This is a genomic window from Streptacidiphilus albus JL83 (genome assembly GCF_000744705.1).
Lineage (GTDB): Bacteria > Actinomycetota > Actinomycetes > Streptomycetales > Streptomycetaceae > Streptacidiphilus > Streptacidiphilus albus.
In genome coordinates this window covers 452273-468655 of sequence record NZ_JQML01000001.1, presented here as the reverse complement: position 1 = coordinate 468655, position 16383 = coordinate 452273, and the positions used below count along the sequence as shown (strand labels likewise).

17 protein-coding genes are annotated in these 16383 nt (G+C 71.3%); 14 read left to right on the top strand and 3 right to left on the bottom strand.

Annotated elements, in window-relative coordinates; translation table 11 throughout:
* The first annotated feature begins 31 nt into the window (after positions 1-31).
* Genes BS75_RS02130 through BS75_RS02120 form a run of 3 tightly spaced genes read left to right on the top strand, consistent with a single transcriptional unit; the run spans position 32 to position 2870 of the window.
* Positions 32-1003 carry a carbohydrate ABC transporter permease gene (locus BS75_RS02130; protein ID WP_034086960.1) on the top strand — a complete coding sequence of 324 codons (972 nt, stop codon included), beginning with the start codon at positions 32-34 and terminating at the stop codon, positions 1001-1003.
* Complete coding sequence (locus tag BS75_RS02125; RefSeq protein ID WP_034086959.1) at positions 1000-1878, top strand: carbohydrate ABC transporter permease; 879 nt, start codon at positions 1000-1002, stop codon at positions 1876-1878. Before BS75_RS02130 ends, BS75_RS02125 begins: the two co-directional genes overlap by 4 nt.
* Entirely contained in the window at positions 1875-2870 is a 996-nt protein-coding gene (locus tag BS75_RS02120; protein ID WP_034086958.1) for a zinc-dependent alcohol dehydrogenase family protein, read from the top strand. Before BS75_RS02125 ends, BS75_RS02120 begins: the two co-directional genes overlap by 4 nt.
* Before the next feature lie 175 nt (positions 2871-3045).
* On the opposite strand, the gene BS75_RS49830 is transcribed toward BS75_RS02120, so the two are convergent.
* Both BS75_RS49830 and BS75_RS02110 read right to left on the bottom strand, forming a co-directional pair.
* The gene (locus BS75_RS49830; RefSeq protein WP_042438814.1) at positions 3046-4047 is read right to left on the bottom strand and encodes a helix-turn-helix domain-containing protein; all 1002 of its coding nucleotides are present in this window, start codon (positions 4045-4047) and stop codon (positions 3046-3048) included.
* Between the two features lie 253 nt (positions 4048-4300).
* Positions 4301-4954, bottom strand: a complete 654-nt coding sequence (locus tag BS75_RS02110) for a helix-turn-helix domain-containing protein (RefSeq protein ID WP_042438816.1) — start codon at positions 4952-4954, stop codon at positions 4301-4303.
* Positions 4955-5073: 119 nt separating this feature from the next.
* On the opposite strand from BS75_RS02110, the gene BS75_RS02105 reads away from it, so the two are divergent.
* From BS75_RS02105 to BS75_RS02070, 8 genes are all read left to right on the top strand, one after another.
* Positions 5074-5505, top strand: coding sequence for an ester cyclase (locus tag BS75_RS02105; RefSeq protein WP_197091884.1), 432 nt, complete (start codon positions 5074-5076; stop codon positions 5503-5505).
* A gap of 117 nt (positions 5506-5622) precedes the next feature.
* A complete protein-coding gene (locus BS75_RS02100; RefSeq protein ID WP_034086957.1) occupies positions 5623-6399 on the top strand; it encodes an SDR family NAD(P)-dependent oxidoreductase in 777 nt (258 codons plus the stop codon).
* A 226-nt stretch (positions 6400-6625) separates the two neighbouring features.
* Complete coding sequence (locus BS75_RS02095; protein WP_034086956.1) at positions 6626-7084, top strand: cupin domain-containing protein; 459 nt, start codon at positions 6626-6628, stop codon at positions 7082-7084.
* 91 nt (positions 7085-7175) lie between these two features.
* Entirely contained in the window at positions 7176-7982 is an 807-nt protein-coding gene (locus tag BS75_RS02090; protein WP_034086955.1) for an alpha/beta fold hydrolase, read from the top strand.
* Positions 7983-8051: 69 nt separating this feature from the next.
* Entirely contained in the window at positions 8052-8798 is a 747-nt protein-coding gene (locus BS75_RS02085; protein ID WP_034086954.1) for an MBL fold metallo-hydrolase, read from the top strand.
* A gap of 119 nt (positions 8799-8917) precedes the next feature.
* Positions 8918-10465, top strand: a complete 1548-nt coding sequence (locus tag BS75_RS02080) for an MFS transporter (RefSeq protein WP_081982053.1) — start codon at positions 8918-8920, stop codon at positions 10463-10465.
* A gap of 74 nt (positions 10466-10539) precedes the next feature.
* Entirely contained in the window at positions 10540-11001 is a 462-nt protein-coding gene (locus BS75_RS02075) for a cupin domain-containing protein (protein ID WP_034086953.1), read from the top strand.
* Between the two features lie 50 nt (positions 11002-11051).
* Positions 11052-11945 (top strand): alpha/beta hydrolase, encoded by an 894-nt coding sequence (locus BS75_RS02070; RefSeq protein WP_034086952.1) that lies wholly within the window; start codon positions 11052-11054, stop codon positions 11943-11945.
* Positions 11946-11975: 30 nt separating this feature from the next.
* Here the strand turns inward: BS75_RS02070 and BS75_RS02065 are convergent, their stop codons facing one another.
* Positions 11976-12557 carry a TetR/AcrR family transcriptional regulator gene (locus BS75_RS02065; RefSeq protein ID WP_034086951.1) on the bottom strand — a complete coding sequence of 194 codons (582 nt, stop codon included), beginning with the start codon at positions 12555-12557 and terminating at the stop codon, positions 11976-11978.
* Between the two features lie 84 nt (positions 12558-12641).
* On the opposite strand from BS75_RS02065, the gene BS75_RS02060 reads away from it, so the two are divergent.
* From BS75_RS02060 to BS75_RS45865, 3 genes are all read left to right on the top strand, one after another.
* Entirely contained in the window at positions 12642-13523 is an 882-nt protein-coding gene (locus BS75_RS02060) for an SDR family oxidoreductase (RefSeq protein WP_034086950.1), read from the top strand.
* A gap of 624 nt (positions 13524-14147) precedes the next feature.
* Positions 14148-15308: a molybdopterin-dependent oxidoreductase gene (locus BS75_RS02055; protein WP_408022512.1), complete on the top strand. Its 1161-nt coding sequence runs from the start codon at positions 14148-14150 to the stop codon at positions 15306-15308.
* The gene (locus tag BS75_RS45865; protein ID WP_042438823.1) at positions 15305-15865 is read left to right on the top strand and encodes a hypothetical protein; all 561 of its coding nucleotides are present in this window, start codon (positions 15305-15307) and stop codon (positions 15863-15865) included. Before BS75_RS02055 ends, BS75_RS45865 begins: the two co-directional genes overlap by 4 nt.
* Positions 15866-16383: the final 518 nt, after the last annotated feature.

Here is a 16383-nt window from a genome sequence, read left to right as displayed (position 1 = left end):
CACCCATCCACACCCGACCTGGAGACGAGCCATGCAGAGCACGGTCCCAGCGGCGGCTGCCGCGGAAGCGACGTCAGGGCGCTTCACGAGGTCAGCTGCGGGGGCGTTCGCAAGACGGGCGCGCTGGGCGCGCCGGGCACCGCTCCTGCCCGCCCTGATCTTCCTGATCACGGTGACCCAGTTGCCCTTCGTGGCCACCCTGGTCATCTCCTTCATGCGCTGGAACGCGATGGAGCCGAACGACCGGGGCTTCGCCGGGCTGGCCAACTACCGGGAGGTGTTCACCGATGCGCAGCTGCGTGACTCGGTGCTCACCACCGTCGTGCTCACCGCGTCCGTGGTCATCGCCAGCCTGCTGATCGGTCTCGGCGTCGCGCTCCTGCTCGATCGCGCCTTCCACGGGCGCGCGATCGTGCGCACCATGATGATCGCACCCTTCCTGGTGGTCCCCGTCGCCGCCGCCCTGCTCTTCAAACACGGTGTCTACAACCCCAGTTACGGCCTGCTCAACGGAGCGGTCACCGGGGTCTGGCACCTGTTCGGCGCACACAACCCCCCGCAGCCCGCCTGGATAGACCTCCACCCGAAGATCATGGTCGAGGCCGAACTGGTCTGGCAGTGGACGCCGTTCATGATGCTGATCCTGCTGGCCGGCCTCCAGTCCCGTGACGGGGAGGTCCAGCAGGCGGCCAGGGTCGACGGGGCCGGGCCCTGGCAGATGTTCCGCCACATCACGCTCCCGCACCTGCGCCCCTACCTGGAGCTGAGCGCGCTGCTCTGCAGCATCTTCATCCTGCAGAACTTCGACGCCGTGTTCACCATCACCTCCGGAGGGCTGGGCACCGCGAACCTCCCCTACACCATCTACGAGACCTTCTTCAGCGCGCACGACTACGGCCTGGCCTCGGCCGAGGGCGTGGTCGTGGTGGCCGGCACCATCGCCGTCGCCACCTTCGCGCTGCGAGTGGTCTCCTCCCTGCTGCGCGAGGAGACAGGACGATGACCGCATCAGCCGTGGCGGCCCCGGTGGCCGCCGACCGCCACCGCCGCCCCCGGCGCAGGCGCCCGAATCTGTGGCTCGGCCTGCTCGCCTGGGTCGTGGGCCTGCTGTTCTTCGTGCCGGTGGCCTGGATGGTGCTGACCTCCTTCCACAGCGAGCCCGACGCGGCGACCAACCCGCCGAGCATCATCGCGCCGCTGACCCTGGCCGGATACCGCGAGTTCTTCAGCAACGCCTCCGGTTCGGGACCCTGGCCCGCTCTCATCAACTCCGTCAGCGCGAGCGTCATCTCCACGCTGCTGGTCCTCGCCCTGTCGATCCCCGCGGCCTACGCGCTCGCCATCAAGCCGGTCCGCAAATGGACCGATGCGCTGTTCTTCTTCATGTCCACCAAGATGCTGCCGCCGGTCGCCGGGCTGCTGCCGATCTACCTGTTCGCGCAGCACACCCACCTGCTGGACAACATCTGGCTGATGATCGTGCTCTACACCTCGATGAACCTGCCGATCGCGGTGTGGATGATGCGCTCGTTCCTGGCCGAGGTCCCGCACGAGATCCTGGAGGCCGCTGCCCTGGACGGTGCCGGGCTGGTCACCATCCTGCGCCGGGTCATCGTCCCGATCGCCTCTCCCGGCATCGCCGCGTGCGCGCTCATCTGCTTCATCTTCAGCTGGAACGAACTGCTGTTCGCCAGTGTGCTCACCGACGTTGCCGCCCAGACCGCTCCGGTCTTCCTCACCGGCTTCGTCACCAGCGAAGGACTCTTCCTGGCCAAGGTGTGCGCCGCGGCCACGGTCATCTCCGTGCCGGTGCTCGCCGCCGGTTTCGCCGCCCAGGACAAACTGGTCCAGGGCCTGTCCCTGGGAGCCGTCAAATGAAGGCCGCCATCATCACCAGCCCCGGTCGGATCGAGATCACCACGGTCGACGACCCCGCCCCCGGCGCGCGCCAGGTCGTGGTGGAGGTCGCCGCGTGCGGGCTGTGCGGGACCGACCTCCACATCCTCGACGGCGAGTTCGCACCGACCCTGCCGATCATCCCCGGCCACGAGTTCTCCGGCACCGTCGTCGCCCTCGGCGACGACGTCACGGACCTGGCGGTCGGCGACCGGGTCGCGGTCGATCCGTCCCTGTACTGCTTCGAGTGCTACCAGTGCCGACGCGGACGCAACAACCTCTGCGAGCGATGGGGCGCGATCGGTGTCACCAAGCCCGGCGGAGCCGCCGAGTACGCGGTGGCACCCGCCGCCAACTGCTGGAAGCTCCCCGACGGGCTCGACCTGGGCGACGCCTCGCTGGTCGAACCGCTCTCCTGCGCCTTGCGCGGATTCGACGTGCTGCAGCCCAGCTTGGGCGACACCTACCTGATCTACGGCTGCGGCACGATGGGCCTGATGATGATGGAGCTCGCCAAGCGGGCGGGCGCAGCCAGCGTGTCCATGGTCGACATCAACCCGGAGCGGCTCAAGACCGCGCTCCAGCTGGGCTGCACCGATGCGGTGGGCAGTGCCGACGTCCTGGACCGTCCGCACCTCTGGGACACCGTCATCGACTGCACCGGCGTCGAGGCGGCCATCACCGACGGACTGGGCCGGGTCGGCAAGGCCGGGACCTTCCTGCAGTTCGGCGTCGCCTCCTATGCCTCCCGCGTGCAGATCGAGCCCTACAAGGTCTACAACCAGGAGATCCGGATCATCGGATCGATGGCGGTCCTGCGCAGCTTCGAACGGGCCGGCGACCTCCTCAGCGGCGGGGTGCTGCAACCCGACGTCATGATCAGTCACCGCTTCGGGCTCGACCGCTACGCCGCGGCGATCGACCAGTTCAAGGCCGGGGTGGGGCGGAAGATCCAGATCGCCCCGGGCGCATGAGCGACTTCCTGCGCCGCCACGGGCGAGGGTGACGGGGCGACAATCGGCACCGGTCCGGCTGCCTTCCACACCTTCACGGCCGGACCGCGGTTGCGGGCACTGGTGGCGCACGGCGTCACCGTCGCCGACGGGAACACGATGGAGGCCGCTCCCTTCTCCTACGCGATCTTCGAATTCACCCCCGCCCCGATCGCCCGCTCGCCGTGGTCGAGCGGGCGTACTCGGTGGGCGTCCGGCCGTAGTGCTGCTTGAAGGCGCGGATGAAGTGGCTGCTGTCGGCGAACTGCCAGTGGGCGGCGAGTTCGGAGATGCTCGGCCGACCGGAGGGCGCGGTGAGGGCGAGTCGGGCCTCCTCCAGCCGCCGTTCGCGGATGTAGGAGGTGACTGACCCGCCTGCTGCGGCGAATGCGCGCTGCAGGTTGCGGACCGAGACATTGAGTTCGCGGGCCAGCATCGTCCCGGACAGCTCCGGGTCGGCCAGGTGGCTGTCGGCGAGCTCCTTCGCGGCCTGTGCGAGTGCGGGCGCCAACTGCGGCTCGGTGTCGTCGAACCGGCGCCTGGCGACCGCCTTGGCCAGTTCGATGAGTGTGCTGTGGGCGGCCTGGACTCCGGCCGGTCCGAGGTCGGCGACGGTTTCGTAGATCATGTTCGAGTGGGCCGTCAGCAGGCGCACCTCGGCGGAGTCGGCCGGCCCGGTGACAGCCTGCCGTGCCCCGAGCAGTGGTTTGAGCATGGCGGCGGGCAGGACGAGGACTTTCGCCGTCGTGCCCGGAACCGTCTCGAAGTGCAGCGGCCGTCCGATGTGGCGGATGAGGAACTGTCCGGCCGTCACGGTCTGTTCGTCGCGGGCCAGCGGCGCGCCCAAGGTCCAGGAGCCGCGCTGGACGACGTACATCCGCACCTGGTCCTCGACGCCGCTCAGCGGACCCTCGGTCCGAATGGCCGAGGCGCCGTGGAGGTCGGTGATGGCCACGTCGCCCACTGTGGTGGCGCGGCTGCTGACCCGGAAGTCGCGGGTCGTCTCCGCGCTGAAGGTCGGCAGCGGGAAGCCGTCGCCGATCTCCGTCTCCCAGCCGTTGCGGAAGGCGTCGAACGGTCCCGGTGCGGTGCCGGCGGGTGCGGATTCGCCGCCGGCCGCTCCGCGTGACTCGCCGGCCTTCACTCCAGCGCTGTTCATCAACGGCCGTCCTTCCGCCTTCGTCGCTCCGTCGCTCCGTCGCTCCGTTGCTCCGGCGCAGCCTGGCGCTGATGTTCTGTCCGGATGGCGCTGTGGTTCAAGCCTGCGCTGCTCCGATCTTCCTAAGCTTCAGTGGCAGGGACAACCCCTGGCTCTGGCTTGGTACATATCCACGAGGAGGTGCAGCGTCGTGCTCATGGACCGCACCCGGGCCACCCTTCGGAGGGGAACGGACCTGTATCCCCGGACGGCTTCAGGTGGGCTCCGGGGGCGTGGTGTTCGTGGGCGGGAACGGACCACCGGCGGGGTGGCCGGCCGCACGGGCCCGCAGGCGGACCCGGAGTCCGTCCGCGCCTGCCAGGTAGAGGACTTCAGCCGACGCGTCGCCGGCTGCGCCGAACCAGTGGGGGGTCCGGGTGTCCAGTTCGGCCGCGTCGCCGGGGCCGAGGGTGAGCCCGGTTTCGGCCAGGACCAGTTGGACCTGGCCGGTCAGGACGCACATCCAGGCGTAGCCCTCGTGGCGCCGCTGGTCCGGTGTCTCGTGCGGGGGCAGGACCAGCCGGTAGACCTGGACCCCGCCGGTGTGGTGGGACAGCCGCTGCGCGGCGATGCCGCGGCGCCGTTGCGGCGAGTGGACGACCGGAGGCTCTCCCGCGTGGTCGACGACCGCGACCAACTCCTCCACCGGCGTCCGGTAGACGGCGGCCAGTGGGACGAGCAGGTCGAGCGAGGGCTGGCGACGCCCGGCTTCCAGGCGCGAGAGCGTGGAGGCGCCGATGCCGGTCAGCGCAGCCACCTGATCCAGCGTCAATCCGGCTGCCTGACGCAGCACGCGCAGCCGGGAGCCGATCTCCGGGAGCAGCTGGGCTATCTGCTGGCGCTGGGGGATCACCGGGACGGTTGCCATGACCCGCAGTCTTGCAGTTTCCGCATCTTCGTGGACCACCGTTCGCACCGCGACGGACCATCACCACGGGCCGGACCACGGCCCGTCGGAACGGCCTTGGACAGAGAGGTGGTGGCGGCGTGAGGGGACAGGATTCCTTCCCGGACCGCATGCGGTACTTCGTCGAGCAGGTGCAGGAGAAGGGAAACCTCGACCTGATCGACGCGCTCGTGCATCCCGACTTCCGGAACCACACCGTCGAGCCCGGACAGCGCGATGACCGCCAGGGAGTGCGCGAGACCATGGCGGCCCTGCACGAGGCGTTCTCCGACCTGCAGGTCGAAGTCCTGCACTGCATCGGGGACGGAGAGCTCGTGGCCACCCACAAGCTGTTCCGCGGCCGGCACACCGGCGACTGGTTCGGCATCCCGCCGTCGGGCAACCGGGTCGAGTTCAGGGTGATGGACCTGGTCCGTTACCGGGACGGGCAGCTCTTCGAGCACTGGGCGGTCGCCGACGCGGTGACCCTGCTGCGCCAGACCGGGGCAGGAGCACCGGGGCTCGGGGGGTGACCGCTGTTCACGAGCGGGCTGGCCTGCCGGCCGCGAAGTAGCGCGGCAGACAACGTCGCTCGATTCAACGTCGCTTGATTCATCAGGGATTGATTCAACAGGGATTGGAGATTTCCGATGGCTGGAGACAGGTTCCAGGGCAAGGTCGTCATCGTCACCGGCGGTGGATCGGGCATCGGCGCGGCAACCGCTCGCCTCTTCGCTGCCGAGGGCGCCACGGTGGTGATCATCGGTCGGACGCAGGCGAAGCTGGACCAGGTGGTGTCCGGCGCGCCGGCGGGCCGGACGCTGATCGCCCGGGTCGGGGACGTCTCGGACGAGGAGGGGATCACCGGGCTGGTGGACGCCGTGGCCCGCGAGCACGGCCGGTTGGACACCCTGGTGAACAATGCCGCGACGTGCGAGCCGCTGGGCTCCGTGTCCGACATCGACACGGCGGGCTGGCGACGCGTCATGTCCACCACTCTGGACGGGGTCTTCTTCACCTCCAGGGCCGCGCTTCCGCATCTGCGTGCCGTGGGCGGCAGCATCGTCAATGTCGGTTCGGCCTCCGGGCTCGGCGGCGACTGGTGCCTGGCCGCCTACGACGCCGCCAAGGGCGCGGTGACCAACCTGACCAACGCGATGGCGCTCGACCACGGCGCCGAAGGCGTGCGGGTCAACGCAGTCCATCCCAGCATGATCTCCACCGACATGACCGCAGGATTCCTGCAGAGCGACGCAATCGTCGCGGCCGCGCTCAACCGGGTACCGCTGCGACGCTTCGGCGACCCGGCCGAGGCGGCTTCGGTGATCACGTTCCTGGCCAGTGCGGCGGCGAGCTATGTGAACGGGGCGCACATCCGCGTCGACGGCGGGCTCGGCGCCTCGAACGGCAATCCGCACATCGCGTAGCGCGGTGCGAAGTCGAAGATCACGCCCGGCGGCAGGCCCTGCAGCCGTCCTGCCTCCGGGGCCTGCCCCGGCTCCGCGCCCGCCCGCGACCCGTGGGCTACGGACCGAGCCCATCTAGGAAAGTCTGTTCTCGTAATGAGAGTCCACGTGCATAAAGCGAACGACTCGCCTACTCTCATGAGAGTCAACCCCAATAACGATGGCTCTCTCTTCACTGGAGGTTCAGATGGCAGATGTCTCAGTGGTCGGTCCTGGCGACGGTGAGTCGATCCAGCTCGGTCCGACCCGGATGCGGATCCTGGAGGACGGCAGCACCACCGGGCACCGGCTGGGCGTCGGGGAGATCACCTTGGCCCCGCACACCGACGGGCCGCCGCAGCACCGGCACGCCCGGCACGACGAGGGCTTCTACGTGGTGTCGGGCGCGGCGCGGTTCACCGTGGGCGAGACCGAGTACGACGCTCCCGCCGGGACGCTGGTGATGATCCCGCCCGGCGCCCCGCACACCTTCGCCAACCCGACCGACGGCACCACCGTCCTGCTCAACACCTTCACCCCGGACCTGTACGTCAACTACTTCCGGGACCTGCGCGACATGATCGCCGACGGCCGGCCGCTGACCCCCGAGGCGACGATCGAGGCGATGAGCCACTACGCCACCGAACCGGCCACCGACTTCGCCTGAGCGCTCGCCCCGCGACCCGTCCCGCGCCGGACCAGTACCGAACGAACCGAACGAACCGAACGAACCGAACGAACCGAACGAGGAGATAGCCATGGGCACCACCACGCAGTACACCGTCAGCCTTGCCGGCATCGGCCCGATCGAGGTGTCCGTCGCCGAGTACGGGTCCGGGCAGCCGTTCCTGCTGCTGCACGGCGGGGCCGGCCCGCAGTCGGTGAGCGGCTTCGCCGAGAAGTTCGCCGCCGCCCACGAGGTGCGCGTGCTCGTCCCGACCCACCCGGGCTTCGGCGGCACCCTCCGGCCCGAGGCCCTGGATTCCGTCGCCCGCCTGGCCGCGCTCTACCAGGCGCTGCTCGACCAGCTGGAGCTGGCCGACGTCACCGTCATCGGCAACTCCATCGGCGGTTGGGTCACCGCCGAGATCGCGCTGCTGAAGTCGCCGCGGGTCAGCGGCATCGTCCTGATCGACGCGGTCGGGATCGAGGTCCCCGGCCACCCCGTCGCCGACTTCTTCTCGCTGACCATGGATCAGGTCTTCGAGCTCAGCTTCCACAACCCCGACCCGTTCCGCTTCAACGCCGCCACCCTGCCCCCGGCGGCGCAGGCCGTCGCGGCCGGCAACCGGGCCGCGATCGCCGTCTACGCGGGCGCTGCGATGACCGACCCGACCCTGGCCGCGCGGCTGGGGACGCTGGAGGTCCCGACCCTGGTGCTGTGGGGGGAGAGCGACGGGATCGTGGACAGCGACTACGGCCGCGCCTACGCCGCCGCGATCCCGCTGGCCCGATTCCAGCTGCTGCCCGCCACCGGCCACAACGCGCAGATGGAGACGCCCGACCAGGTCGTGGACGCGATCTGGGGCAGCGGGGACACCGACTTCTCCGCCTTCGCCCGCTGAGTCGTGTTCCGCCTGCCGCCCCCGCCGCCCTCGCCCCGCCCGTCGCCCGCTGCCCAAGGAGAACCGACCATGCCCAGGACCGCAGTCACCCGTATCACCCACAGCTGCCACCTGATCGAGATCGGCGGCCGCACCTTCCTGACCGACCCCTGGTTCAGCACCAGGCCCGGCTACTACCAGGGCGAGCCGATCGCCATCGGCATCGCCGACCTGCCCCGGCTCGACGGCGTGCTGATCAGCCACGAGCACTACGACCACTGCGACCTGGAGGCCTTCGCCGCCTACCGCGACCGCTCGGTGCCGCTGTTCGTCGCCGAAACCGTCGTCGAGGCGGCGCGACGACACGGCTTCACCGACGTCACCGCCCTCAAGCCCTGGCAGGACGTGGAGGCCGGCGGTGTCACCATCACCGCGACCCCGGCCAAGCACGGCGTCTACGAGGTCACCTTCGTCCTGCGCGCCGGCGCCGACGCGGTGTACTTCGCCGGGGACACCATGCTCATCCCCGAACTCGCCGAGATCCCCGACCGGTTGGGGCACATATCGCTCGCGCTGCTGCCCACCAACGGCCTGCACGTCCGGCCCGCCGACAACCTGCAGGTCGTCATGAACGCCCGGGAGGCGGCCGAACTGACCGCGATCCTCAGGCCCGAGCTGGCCGTCCCGCACCACTACGCGTTCACCAAGGGCTTCCTGGGCGACCGGCTGATCACCCGCAGCGACAAGAACCCGCTGCACTACCAGGAGGCCTCCCGCGACCTCGCCCCCGGGACCAGCGTCCACATCGTCGAACCCGGCATCAGAATCGAGCTCTGATCCACCGGCATCGCCCGGCCGTGCATGCGGGCGACCCGCTGACGCTCACCGCACCGTTCGCGGCCCAACGGGGCACTGCACATGCCAGAACCGCACCAATATCAGCGAGGAGGACGGACATGAGGACGTACACGCCCCCGACCGGCGGTGGTCGCCGGCGGGGAGGGCTGGTGCTGGCGGTGTGCTGCCTGAGCCTGCTGATCACCGCTCTGGACACCACCGCCGTGAACGTGGCCCTGCCTGCGGTCGGCCGCGATCTGCACGCCCCGGTCAGCGGTCTGCAGTGGACCGTCGACGGCTACACCCTGGCGGTGGCCGCCTTCATGCTGCTGGCCGGGTCCACCGCCGATCGGATCGGACGGCGCCGGGTGTTCCAGGCCGGACTGTCCCTGTTCACCGTCGGCTCGCTGGCCTGCTCGCTGGCCCCGACTCTGGGCTGGCTGATCGCCTTCCGGGTCGTCCAGGGCCTGGGCGCCAGCATGCTCAACCCGGTCGCCCTGTCGATCATCACCCACGCCTTCCCCGAGCCGCGCGAGCGCGCCCGTGCGATCGGGCTCTGGGGCACCACCGTCGGCCTGTCCCTGGCCGCCGGACCCGTCGTGGGCGGCCTGCTGGTCGGTTCGGCCGGCTGGCGCTCCATCTTCTGGATCAACATCCCGATCGGCGTGACCGCCCTGGTGCTGGCCGCGGTGTTCATCCCCGAGTCCAGGGCCGCGACGGTGCGGCGCCCCGACCCGGTCGGTCAGCTGCTCGTGGTCACGCTCCTGACCTCGTTGATCTTCGCGATCATCGAGGGCTCCCGGCGGGGCTACGGCAGCCTGCCGATCCTCGGCCTGTTCCTCCTGGCGGCGGTCGCCGCCGTGGCACTGCCCGGCTACGAACGCCGGCGCGAGCAGCCGCTGGTGGACCCGGTGTTCTTCCGCTCGGTCCCGTTCACCGGTGCGTTCGTCGTGGCCGTCACCGCCTTCGTCGTCCTGTCCGGGTTCCTGTTCCTCAACACCCTGTACCTGCAGGAGGTGCGCGGGTGCAGCGCGCTGGACGCCGGGCTGCTGACCGTACCGATGGCGGCCGGCATCGCGCTCGCCTCACCGCTGTCCGGGCACCTGACCGCCACCCGTGGCCCGAGGCTGCCACTGGTCGCCGCGGGGCTGCTCATCGCGGCCTCCGCGCTGATGCTGACCACGCTCACCGCGACGACGCCATGGGCGGTCCTGCTCACCGCCTATGTGCTGCTGGGCATCGGCTTCGGCCTGGTCAACACCCCGATCACCAGCTCGGCGGTGGCCGGCATGCCGCGCGCCCAGGCCGGGGTGTCCGCCGCGATCACCACCACCGGCCGCCAGGTCGGCAACAACCTCGGCGTGGCGGTTCTGGGCTCGATCGTCGCCGCGCACGCCGGGGGAGCAGGTCGCGCGGGCCTCGCCGCCGCCGGCCACCCGGGCTGGTGGATCCTGGCCGCGAGCGGACTGCTGATCGTGGTGACCGGCCTGGCGATCACCACGCGCCGCGCCACCGCCACCGCCACCCGGGTCGCCGCCCGCTTCCCGTCCGATCCCGTGCCTCCCGGGGCGGGTGAGGACACGGGGTCGGTTCACCGGCCGAGCCATGGGATCCGGCACACCGACCGTACGTCGCCGCCCGGTCTTGCGCCGAACTCGGCCCTGTGATGCGCTGCCCACGGCCAGGATGGAGCAGGAAGTGCAAGAGGTTGTCCGACCCCGCACCTGAACGGAGTTCCCAGATGAGCATGGTCTACCTCGCGCAACCCGAACAGCAGCAGCAACTGGAATGGCTCGACGGCGGCACCCTGGCGATGCTGCTCGACGGCAGGGCCACCGACGGTCAACTCATGATCGGGCGCTTCGACGTCTCCGAGGGCGAGGCGCCGCCGTACCACACGCACACCCGCGAGGACGAGGTCTTCCTCCTCCTCAAGGGCACCGCCCTGGTGTGGTGCGACGACCAGGAGTACGAACTCGCCGAGGGCGGCATCGTGTACCTGCCCAAGCAGGTCCCGCACGGCTACCGCATCACCTCCAAGAAGGCCGACCTGCTGATGATCAACACGCCGGCCGGCATCGAGGGGATGTTCCGCGAGACCGGCCGCGACAAGTCCACCCCGCGCCCGCCCGGCTTCCAGGTGACACCCGATCCCGGCATCGCCGACAAGTACGGCAACATCATCCTCGGCCCGCCGCGCTGACCGGTCCGTCCCACGTTCCCGACGACCCCGGATTCCCGAGAGGCATCACCATGACTCAGCAGCAGCGCCGTGACCTCGATGAACTCCTGCGCCACGGACCGCTTGACGTCGGCGGCGACATCGCCGAGCAGCGGGCGGTCTTCCATGAGATGACGGCCTCGGTGCCGCTGCCCGAGGACGTCTCGGCCACCCATGGCGAGCTCGGCGGGGTGCCGGTCATCACTGTCGAGACGCCCGCCAACGACCCCTCAGTGGTCCTGCTGTACTTCCACGGTGGTGCCTACGCCCTTGGTTCGGCGCCCGACTCCGTGGGCCTGGCCGCCGACGTCTCCCGGCGCGCCGGAGCCAGGGTCGTATCGGTCGACTACCGCCTCGCCCCCGAACACCCGTTCCCCGCAGCCCTCGACGACGCCGTGGCCGCCTACCGCGCGTTGCTCGACCAGGGTGTTCCCAGCACAAGGATCGCGTTCGTGGGCGAGTCCGCAGGCGGCGGCCTGGTCGTGGCCACCCTGGTCGCGCTCAGGGACGCCGACCAGCCCCAGCCCTCCTCGGCCGCGCTCTTCTCCCCCTGGGTCGACCTGACCGTCTCCGGTGCCAGCGCGACCACCAAGGCCGCCCTCGACCCCGCCCTCACCCCCCAGGCCCTGCGCACCAGGGCCCGCGACTACCTCGGCGAGCGCGACACCGCCACACCGCTGGCCAGCCCCGTCTTCGCCGACCTCACCGGGCTGCCACCGCTGCTCATCCAGGTCGGTTCCCACGAGATCCTGCTCGACGACGCCCTCCGCCTCGCCTCCCGCGCCGCCTACCACGACGTCGCGGTCGAGCTCCAGGTCTGGCCCGAGGTTCCGCACGTCTTCCAGGGGTTCGCGGCCCTCCTGGACGACGCGGACCGCGCCCTGAACGCGGCTGCCGCGTTCCTCACGCGCGCCTGGGCCGCCTGACGCTCATTGATCCCGCCGCGATGGCGCGCCCTAGCTGAGGCCCGCGGCCGCCGTGCGGAGTTCGTCGAAGGCTGCTCGGGTGAGGGCGGCCAGCTCGCCGGGGTCGTCGTCGCGGGCGGGGTCCGTCCACCGTGCGTATCCCAGCCTGAACGCGAGCACGCCCAGTTCGGCGGCGACCTGGGCGGTGGGTTCCGCGACGCCGCGCCGCTTCAGTGCGTCGACCATCGTCGCGGCCATGCCGGCGCTCTTCAGCGCCGCGCGGCTGCGCAGCTCCTCGTTCGCCTCGATCGCCGCGTGCAGCAGCGGACCGAGCGAGCGGTTGAACGCTGTCATCTCTCCCGACGCGCGCTCCAGGCCGGCCGCGACGGCTGTCATCGGCGTCGCCTCCTCGGGGGCTGCGTCGATGCCTTCGGCCAGCAGCCGGCTCAGGGCCTGCTGCCCTGCGGTGAGGATCTCGCGCTTGTCGGTGAAGTGGCGAAAGAACGTGCTGCGCGTCAGTTCGGCGCGCTCGGCGATCTGCGCGACCGTCGTCTCGTCGTAGCCCTGCTCGGCGAACAGCCCGAGCGCCGCCACGACCAGACGCTGACGCGCATCCGGTTTCCATCTCGGCATGTCGCCATCGTAGTCGACGGGACAGGTGTCGCATCATCCGCTACGGTGATGGGACACCAGTCGCATCACTGCTTGGAGCTCGTCATGCGCGTCTTCATCACCGGCGGAACCGGCCTCATCGGCTCGGCCGTCGTCACCGAACTGCTCTCCGCGGGACACTCGGTCACCGCCCTCGCCCGCTCCGACGCCTCCGCGGCGCAGGCCAAGGCCGCCGGCGCCGAGGTGCTCCGCGGCCGACTCGCCGACCTCGCCGTGCTGCGAGCCGGCGCGGAGCGGGCCGACGGCGTCATCCACCTCGCCTTCAGCAACGACTTCAGCTCGCCCGAGGCCCTGGCCCGGGGCGTCGCCGAGGAGGCCGCCGCGCTCGCGACGCTCGGCGACGCCCTCGTCGGCACGGACCGCCCGCTCGTCACCGTGGCCGGCACGCCCTACCAGCCGGGGCGTGCTTCCACCGAGGACGACGCCCTGCCGACCCAGGGACCGGTCGCCGGCCGCAGCCGGTCGGTGACGCACGCGCTCGAACTCGCCTCCCGCGGCGTGCGCAGCTCGGCGGTACGGCTGCCGCGCACGGTCCACAACCAGGGCCGGGGCGGGTTCGCCGGGCTGCTCACCGACATCGCCCGCCGAACCGGCGTCGCCGGCTACCCCGGAGACGGCGCGCAGCGCTGGCCGGCCGTCCACGCGCGGGACGCCGCCGTGCTGTTCCGGCTCGCCCTGGAGCAGGCCCCGGCCGGAAGCTCCTGGCACGCCGTCGCCGACGAGGGCGACACGGTCCGCGACATCGCCGCGGTCATCGGCCGACGGCTCGGCCTGCCCGTCGAGTCGGTACCGCAGGAGAACTTCGGCACCCTCGGCCCGATCTTCGCCACCGACCAGCCCGCGTCCAGCGCCCGCACCCGCGCCACCCTCGGCTGGCAGCCGACCCACCCGAGCCTGCTCGCCGACCTGGAGAACCTCGAACCCTGAACCGCGCCCGGACAGCCCTGACGCCCGCGTCGAAGGTGCGCTTGGCTGCCTCGATCGCGCCGGAGGCGACGTTGCTGATCCGGCTCGGCCCGTCGGCCCGTCGGCCCTGAGCCGGTCGAGCCCGTTGTCACCTGCCACCGACATCGCGGGCCGGCCTGGGCCCCCGGGCCGGTCCCCTCGCCCAGGGGCAGGCCGGGTGGACGTCAGGGTGTCGTAATGAGTCGTTTCGGCTGATTCATCCGGCCGCGGCCTACGGTCGTGCCAGCGGGGCCACCCGCCGACGCCCGACCTGCCAAGGAAACGACTGATGGATCCCGACGACAGCCACCCTGACACTCCGTCACCCGCGCCCCGACGGCCCGATCGAGGAGGCAGCACTGCTGCCGCGCCCGGCACGGGGTCCGGCAGGGGGCGCGCGGAACCGCCGCGTGAGGCGCACCGCCCCGGGCGGCTGCGGCAGGCGATCGAAGCCGCTGGGGCGAGGGGCCGCCGGCTGCGGGCCGCACTCGCCGGGGGCCGCCGCCCGGTCCGGCGCGTCCGGAGTTCTGGCGCAGCCCGATCCGGGGCCCGTGGCTGACCTCGGTCCTCGGAGCGGTCCTGCTGGTCGGCATTCCGGTGATGTTCGTGACCGGGCTGCTGTCCTACGCCGCCTACAACCCGGATCTGGCGGCGGTCAACGACCAGACCCCGGACAAGGGCTGGCTGGGCTTCTACCTCTTCTCCTGGCCCACCGATCCGTCCTGGCTCTACCGGCTCACGCAGGGCGTGCACGTCACCCTGGGCGTGGTGCTGGTGCCGGTGCTGCTGGCCAAGCTGTGGTCGGTGATCCCCAGGCTGTTCTCCTGGCCGCCGGTGCGGTCGGCGGCCCACGCCCTGGACCGGCTGTCACTGCTGCTGCTGGTCGGCGGTGCGCTGTTCGAGTTCGTCACCGGCCTGCTGAACATCCAGCTGCACTACATCTTCCCGGGGTCCTTCTACACCCTGCACTTCTACGGCGCCTGGGTGTTCATCGGCGCCTTCGTCGTGCACACCGCGTTCAGGATCCCGGTGATGGTCCGGGCCCTGCGCAGCCGTCGACTGCGTACCGAAATGCGGACCAGCACCGGCGCGACGCTGCCCGAGCCGCCGGACGACACCGGCCTGGTGTCCCCACGGCCCGCCCCGGCGACCATCTCACGGCGCGGCGCGCTCGGGACGGTGGGCCTGGGCTCACTGGTGCTGTTCGCGGTGACGGCGGGTCAGAGCATCGGCGGCTCGCTGCGTCGGACCGCGCTGCTGGCGCCGCACGGCCAGGAGCCGGGCGGCGGACCCGACGGCTTCCAGATCAACAAGACCGCCGCGTCCGTCGGCATCCGCGCCGCCGACATCGGCCCGCAGTGGCGGCTGGTGGTCCGCGGCCCCGGGCACGAGAGTGTCCTGACCCGGGACCAGGTACTGGCGCTGCCGCAGCACGAGGCTGCGCTGCCGATCGCCTGCGTGGAGGGCTGGTCCACCGCCGACCAGCACTGGAGCGGGGTGCGACTGCGGGACCTGGCCGCCATGGCGGGCTTCACCGGCCGGGCGCCGGAGGTGTTCGTCGAGTCCGTGGAGCGTGGCGGCTCCTTCGGCTCCACCGTGCTGCGCGCCAACCAGGTCCAGGACCCGCGCTCGCTGCTCGCGCTACGGGTCAACGGCGCCGACCTGTCCCCGGACCACGGCTACCCGGCCCGGATCATCGTCCCGGCCAACCCCGGGGTGCACAACACCAAGTGGGTCACCCGGCTGACCTTCGGAGCCGCCTCGTGAAGGGCGCCCGCGAGCGCTACGGCGCTTCCCCGCTGCACCTGCTGGCCGTCCTGTGCTCCTTCGCGCTGGCCCTGTACGCCGGACTGCGGCTGCTCAAGGGCGACACGGTCGCGGTCGCCGTCTGGTTCGTGGCCGCCGCCCTGGTCCACGACCTGGTACTGCTCCCGCTCTACACCGTCACCGACCGCGCGCTGCAAGGCCTGCTGCCCGGCCGCCACGGCGGCCCCGGCTCCCGGGCGGGCAGCGGGTCGGTCAACTACGTCCGGGTTCCGGGGTTGGTCTCGCTGCTGCTCCTGGTCGTCTGGTACCCGCTCGTCCTGCGCCGGGTTCCCGGATTCGGGCCCACCACCGGGCTGCCCGCTGGCACGTTCCTCGGACACTGGCTGCTGATCACCGCTGTGCTCTTCGCCGCCTCGGCGCTGTGCCTGCTGGCGTCCACCGTCCGTGCCGGTCGTCAGCGGCGCCTCCAGCTGCGCCGTCAACGCCCCCGTCAACGCCCCCGTCAACGCCCCCGTCAAGGCCGCCGTCAACGCCGACCCCGGGCGCGGAAGGGCTGACGCGGGGGTGGGGCGGGCGGGCCGGCGTTCCCACCCGGGCGACGCGGGTGAGCCCGCGTACCGCCGCACCGGCCAGCACCACGTAGAGCGCCGCCGCGTAGGCCGGTTGCTGCAGTGCGCCGTCGGACAGGTACATGGCCTGACCCGCCACCGGCAGGGCCAGCCACTCCCAGCGGCCGTCGAGCGCGACCAGGGCCACCACCAGCAGCGCGTACCAGGGGTAGTCGGGCGCGGCCAGGAACAGGGCGGTGCCGGTGACGGTCAGCGCGCCGCGCCAGGGCGCACCTGGATCGCCGTACCGCAGCACCTGCAGCACCGCTGCCAGCAGGACGGCGGCGACCGTGACGGGCAGCAGCGGCTGGGGGATGCCGAGCAGCGCGAGCAGGCCGAAGCCGGTGCCCTGGTCGTACCCCTGCTGCTGGAGGTAGCCGGGCAGGAAGCCGAGCACGCCGAGCCCGGAGGCGAGGACGTAGGGCGTGTAGCAGAGCAGGAAGGTCAGCCCCGCAGCGGCCGGCAGC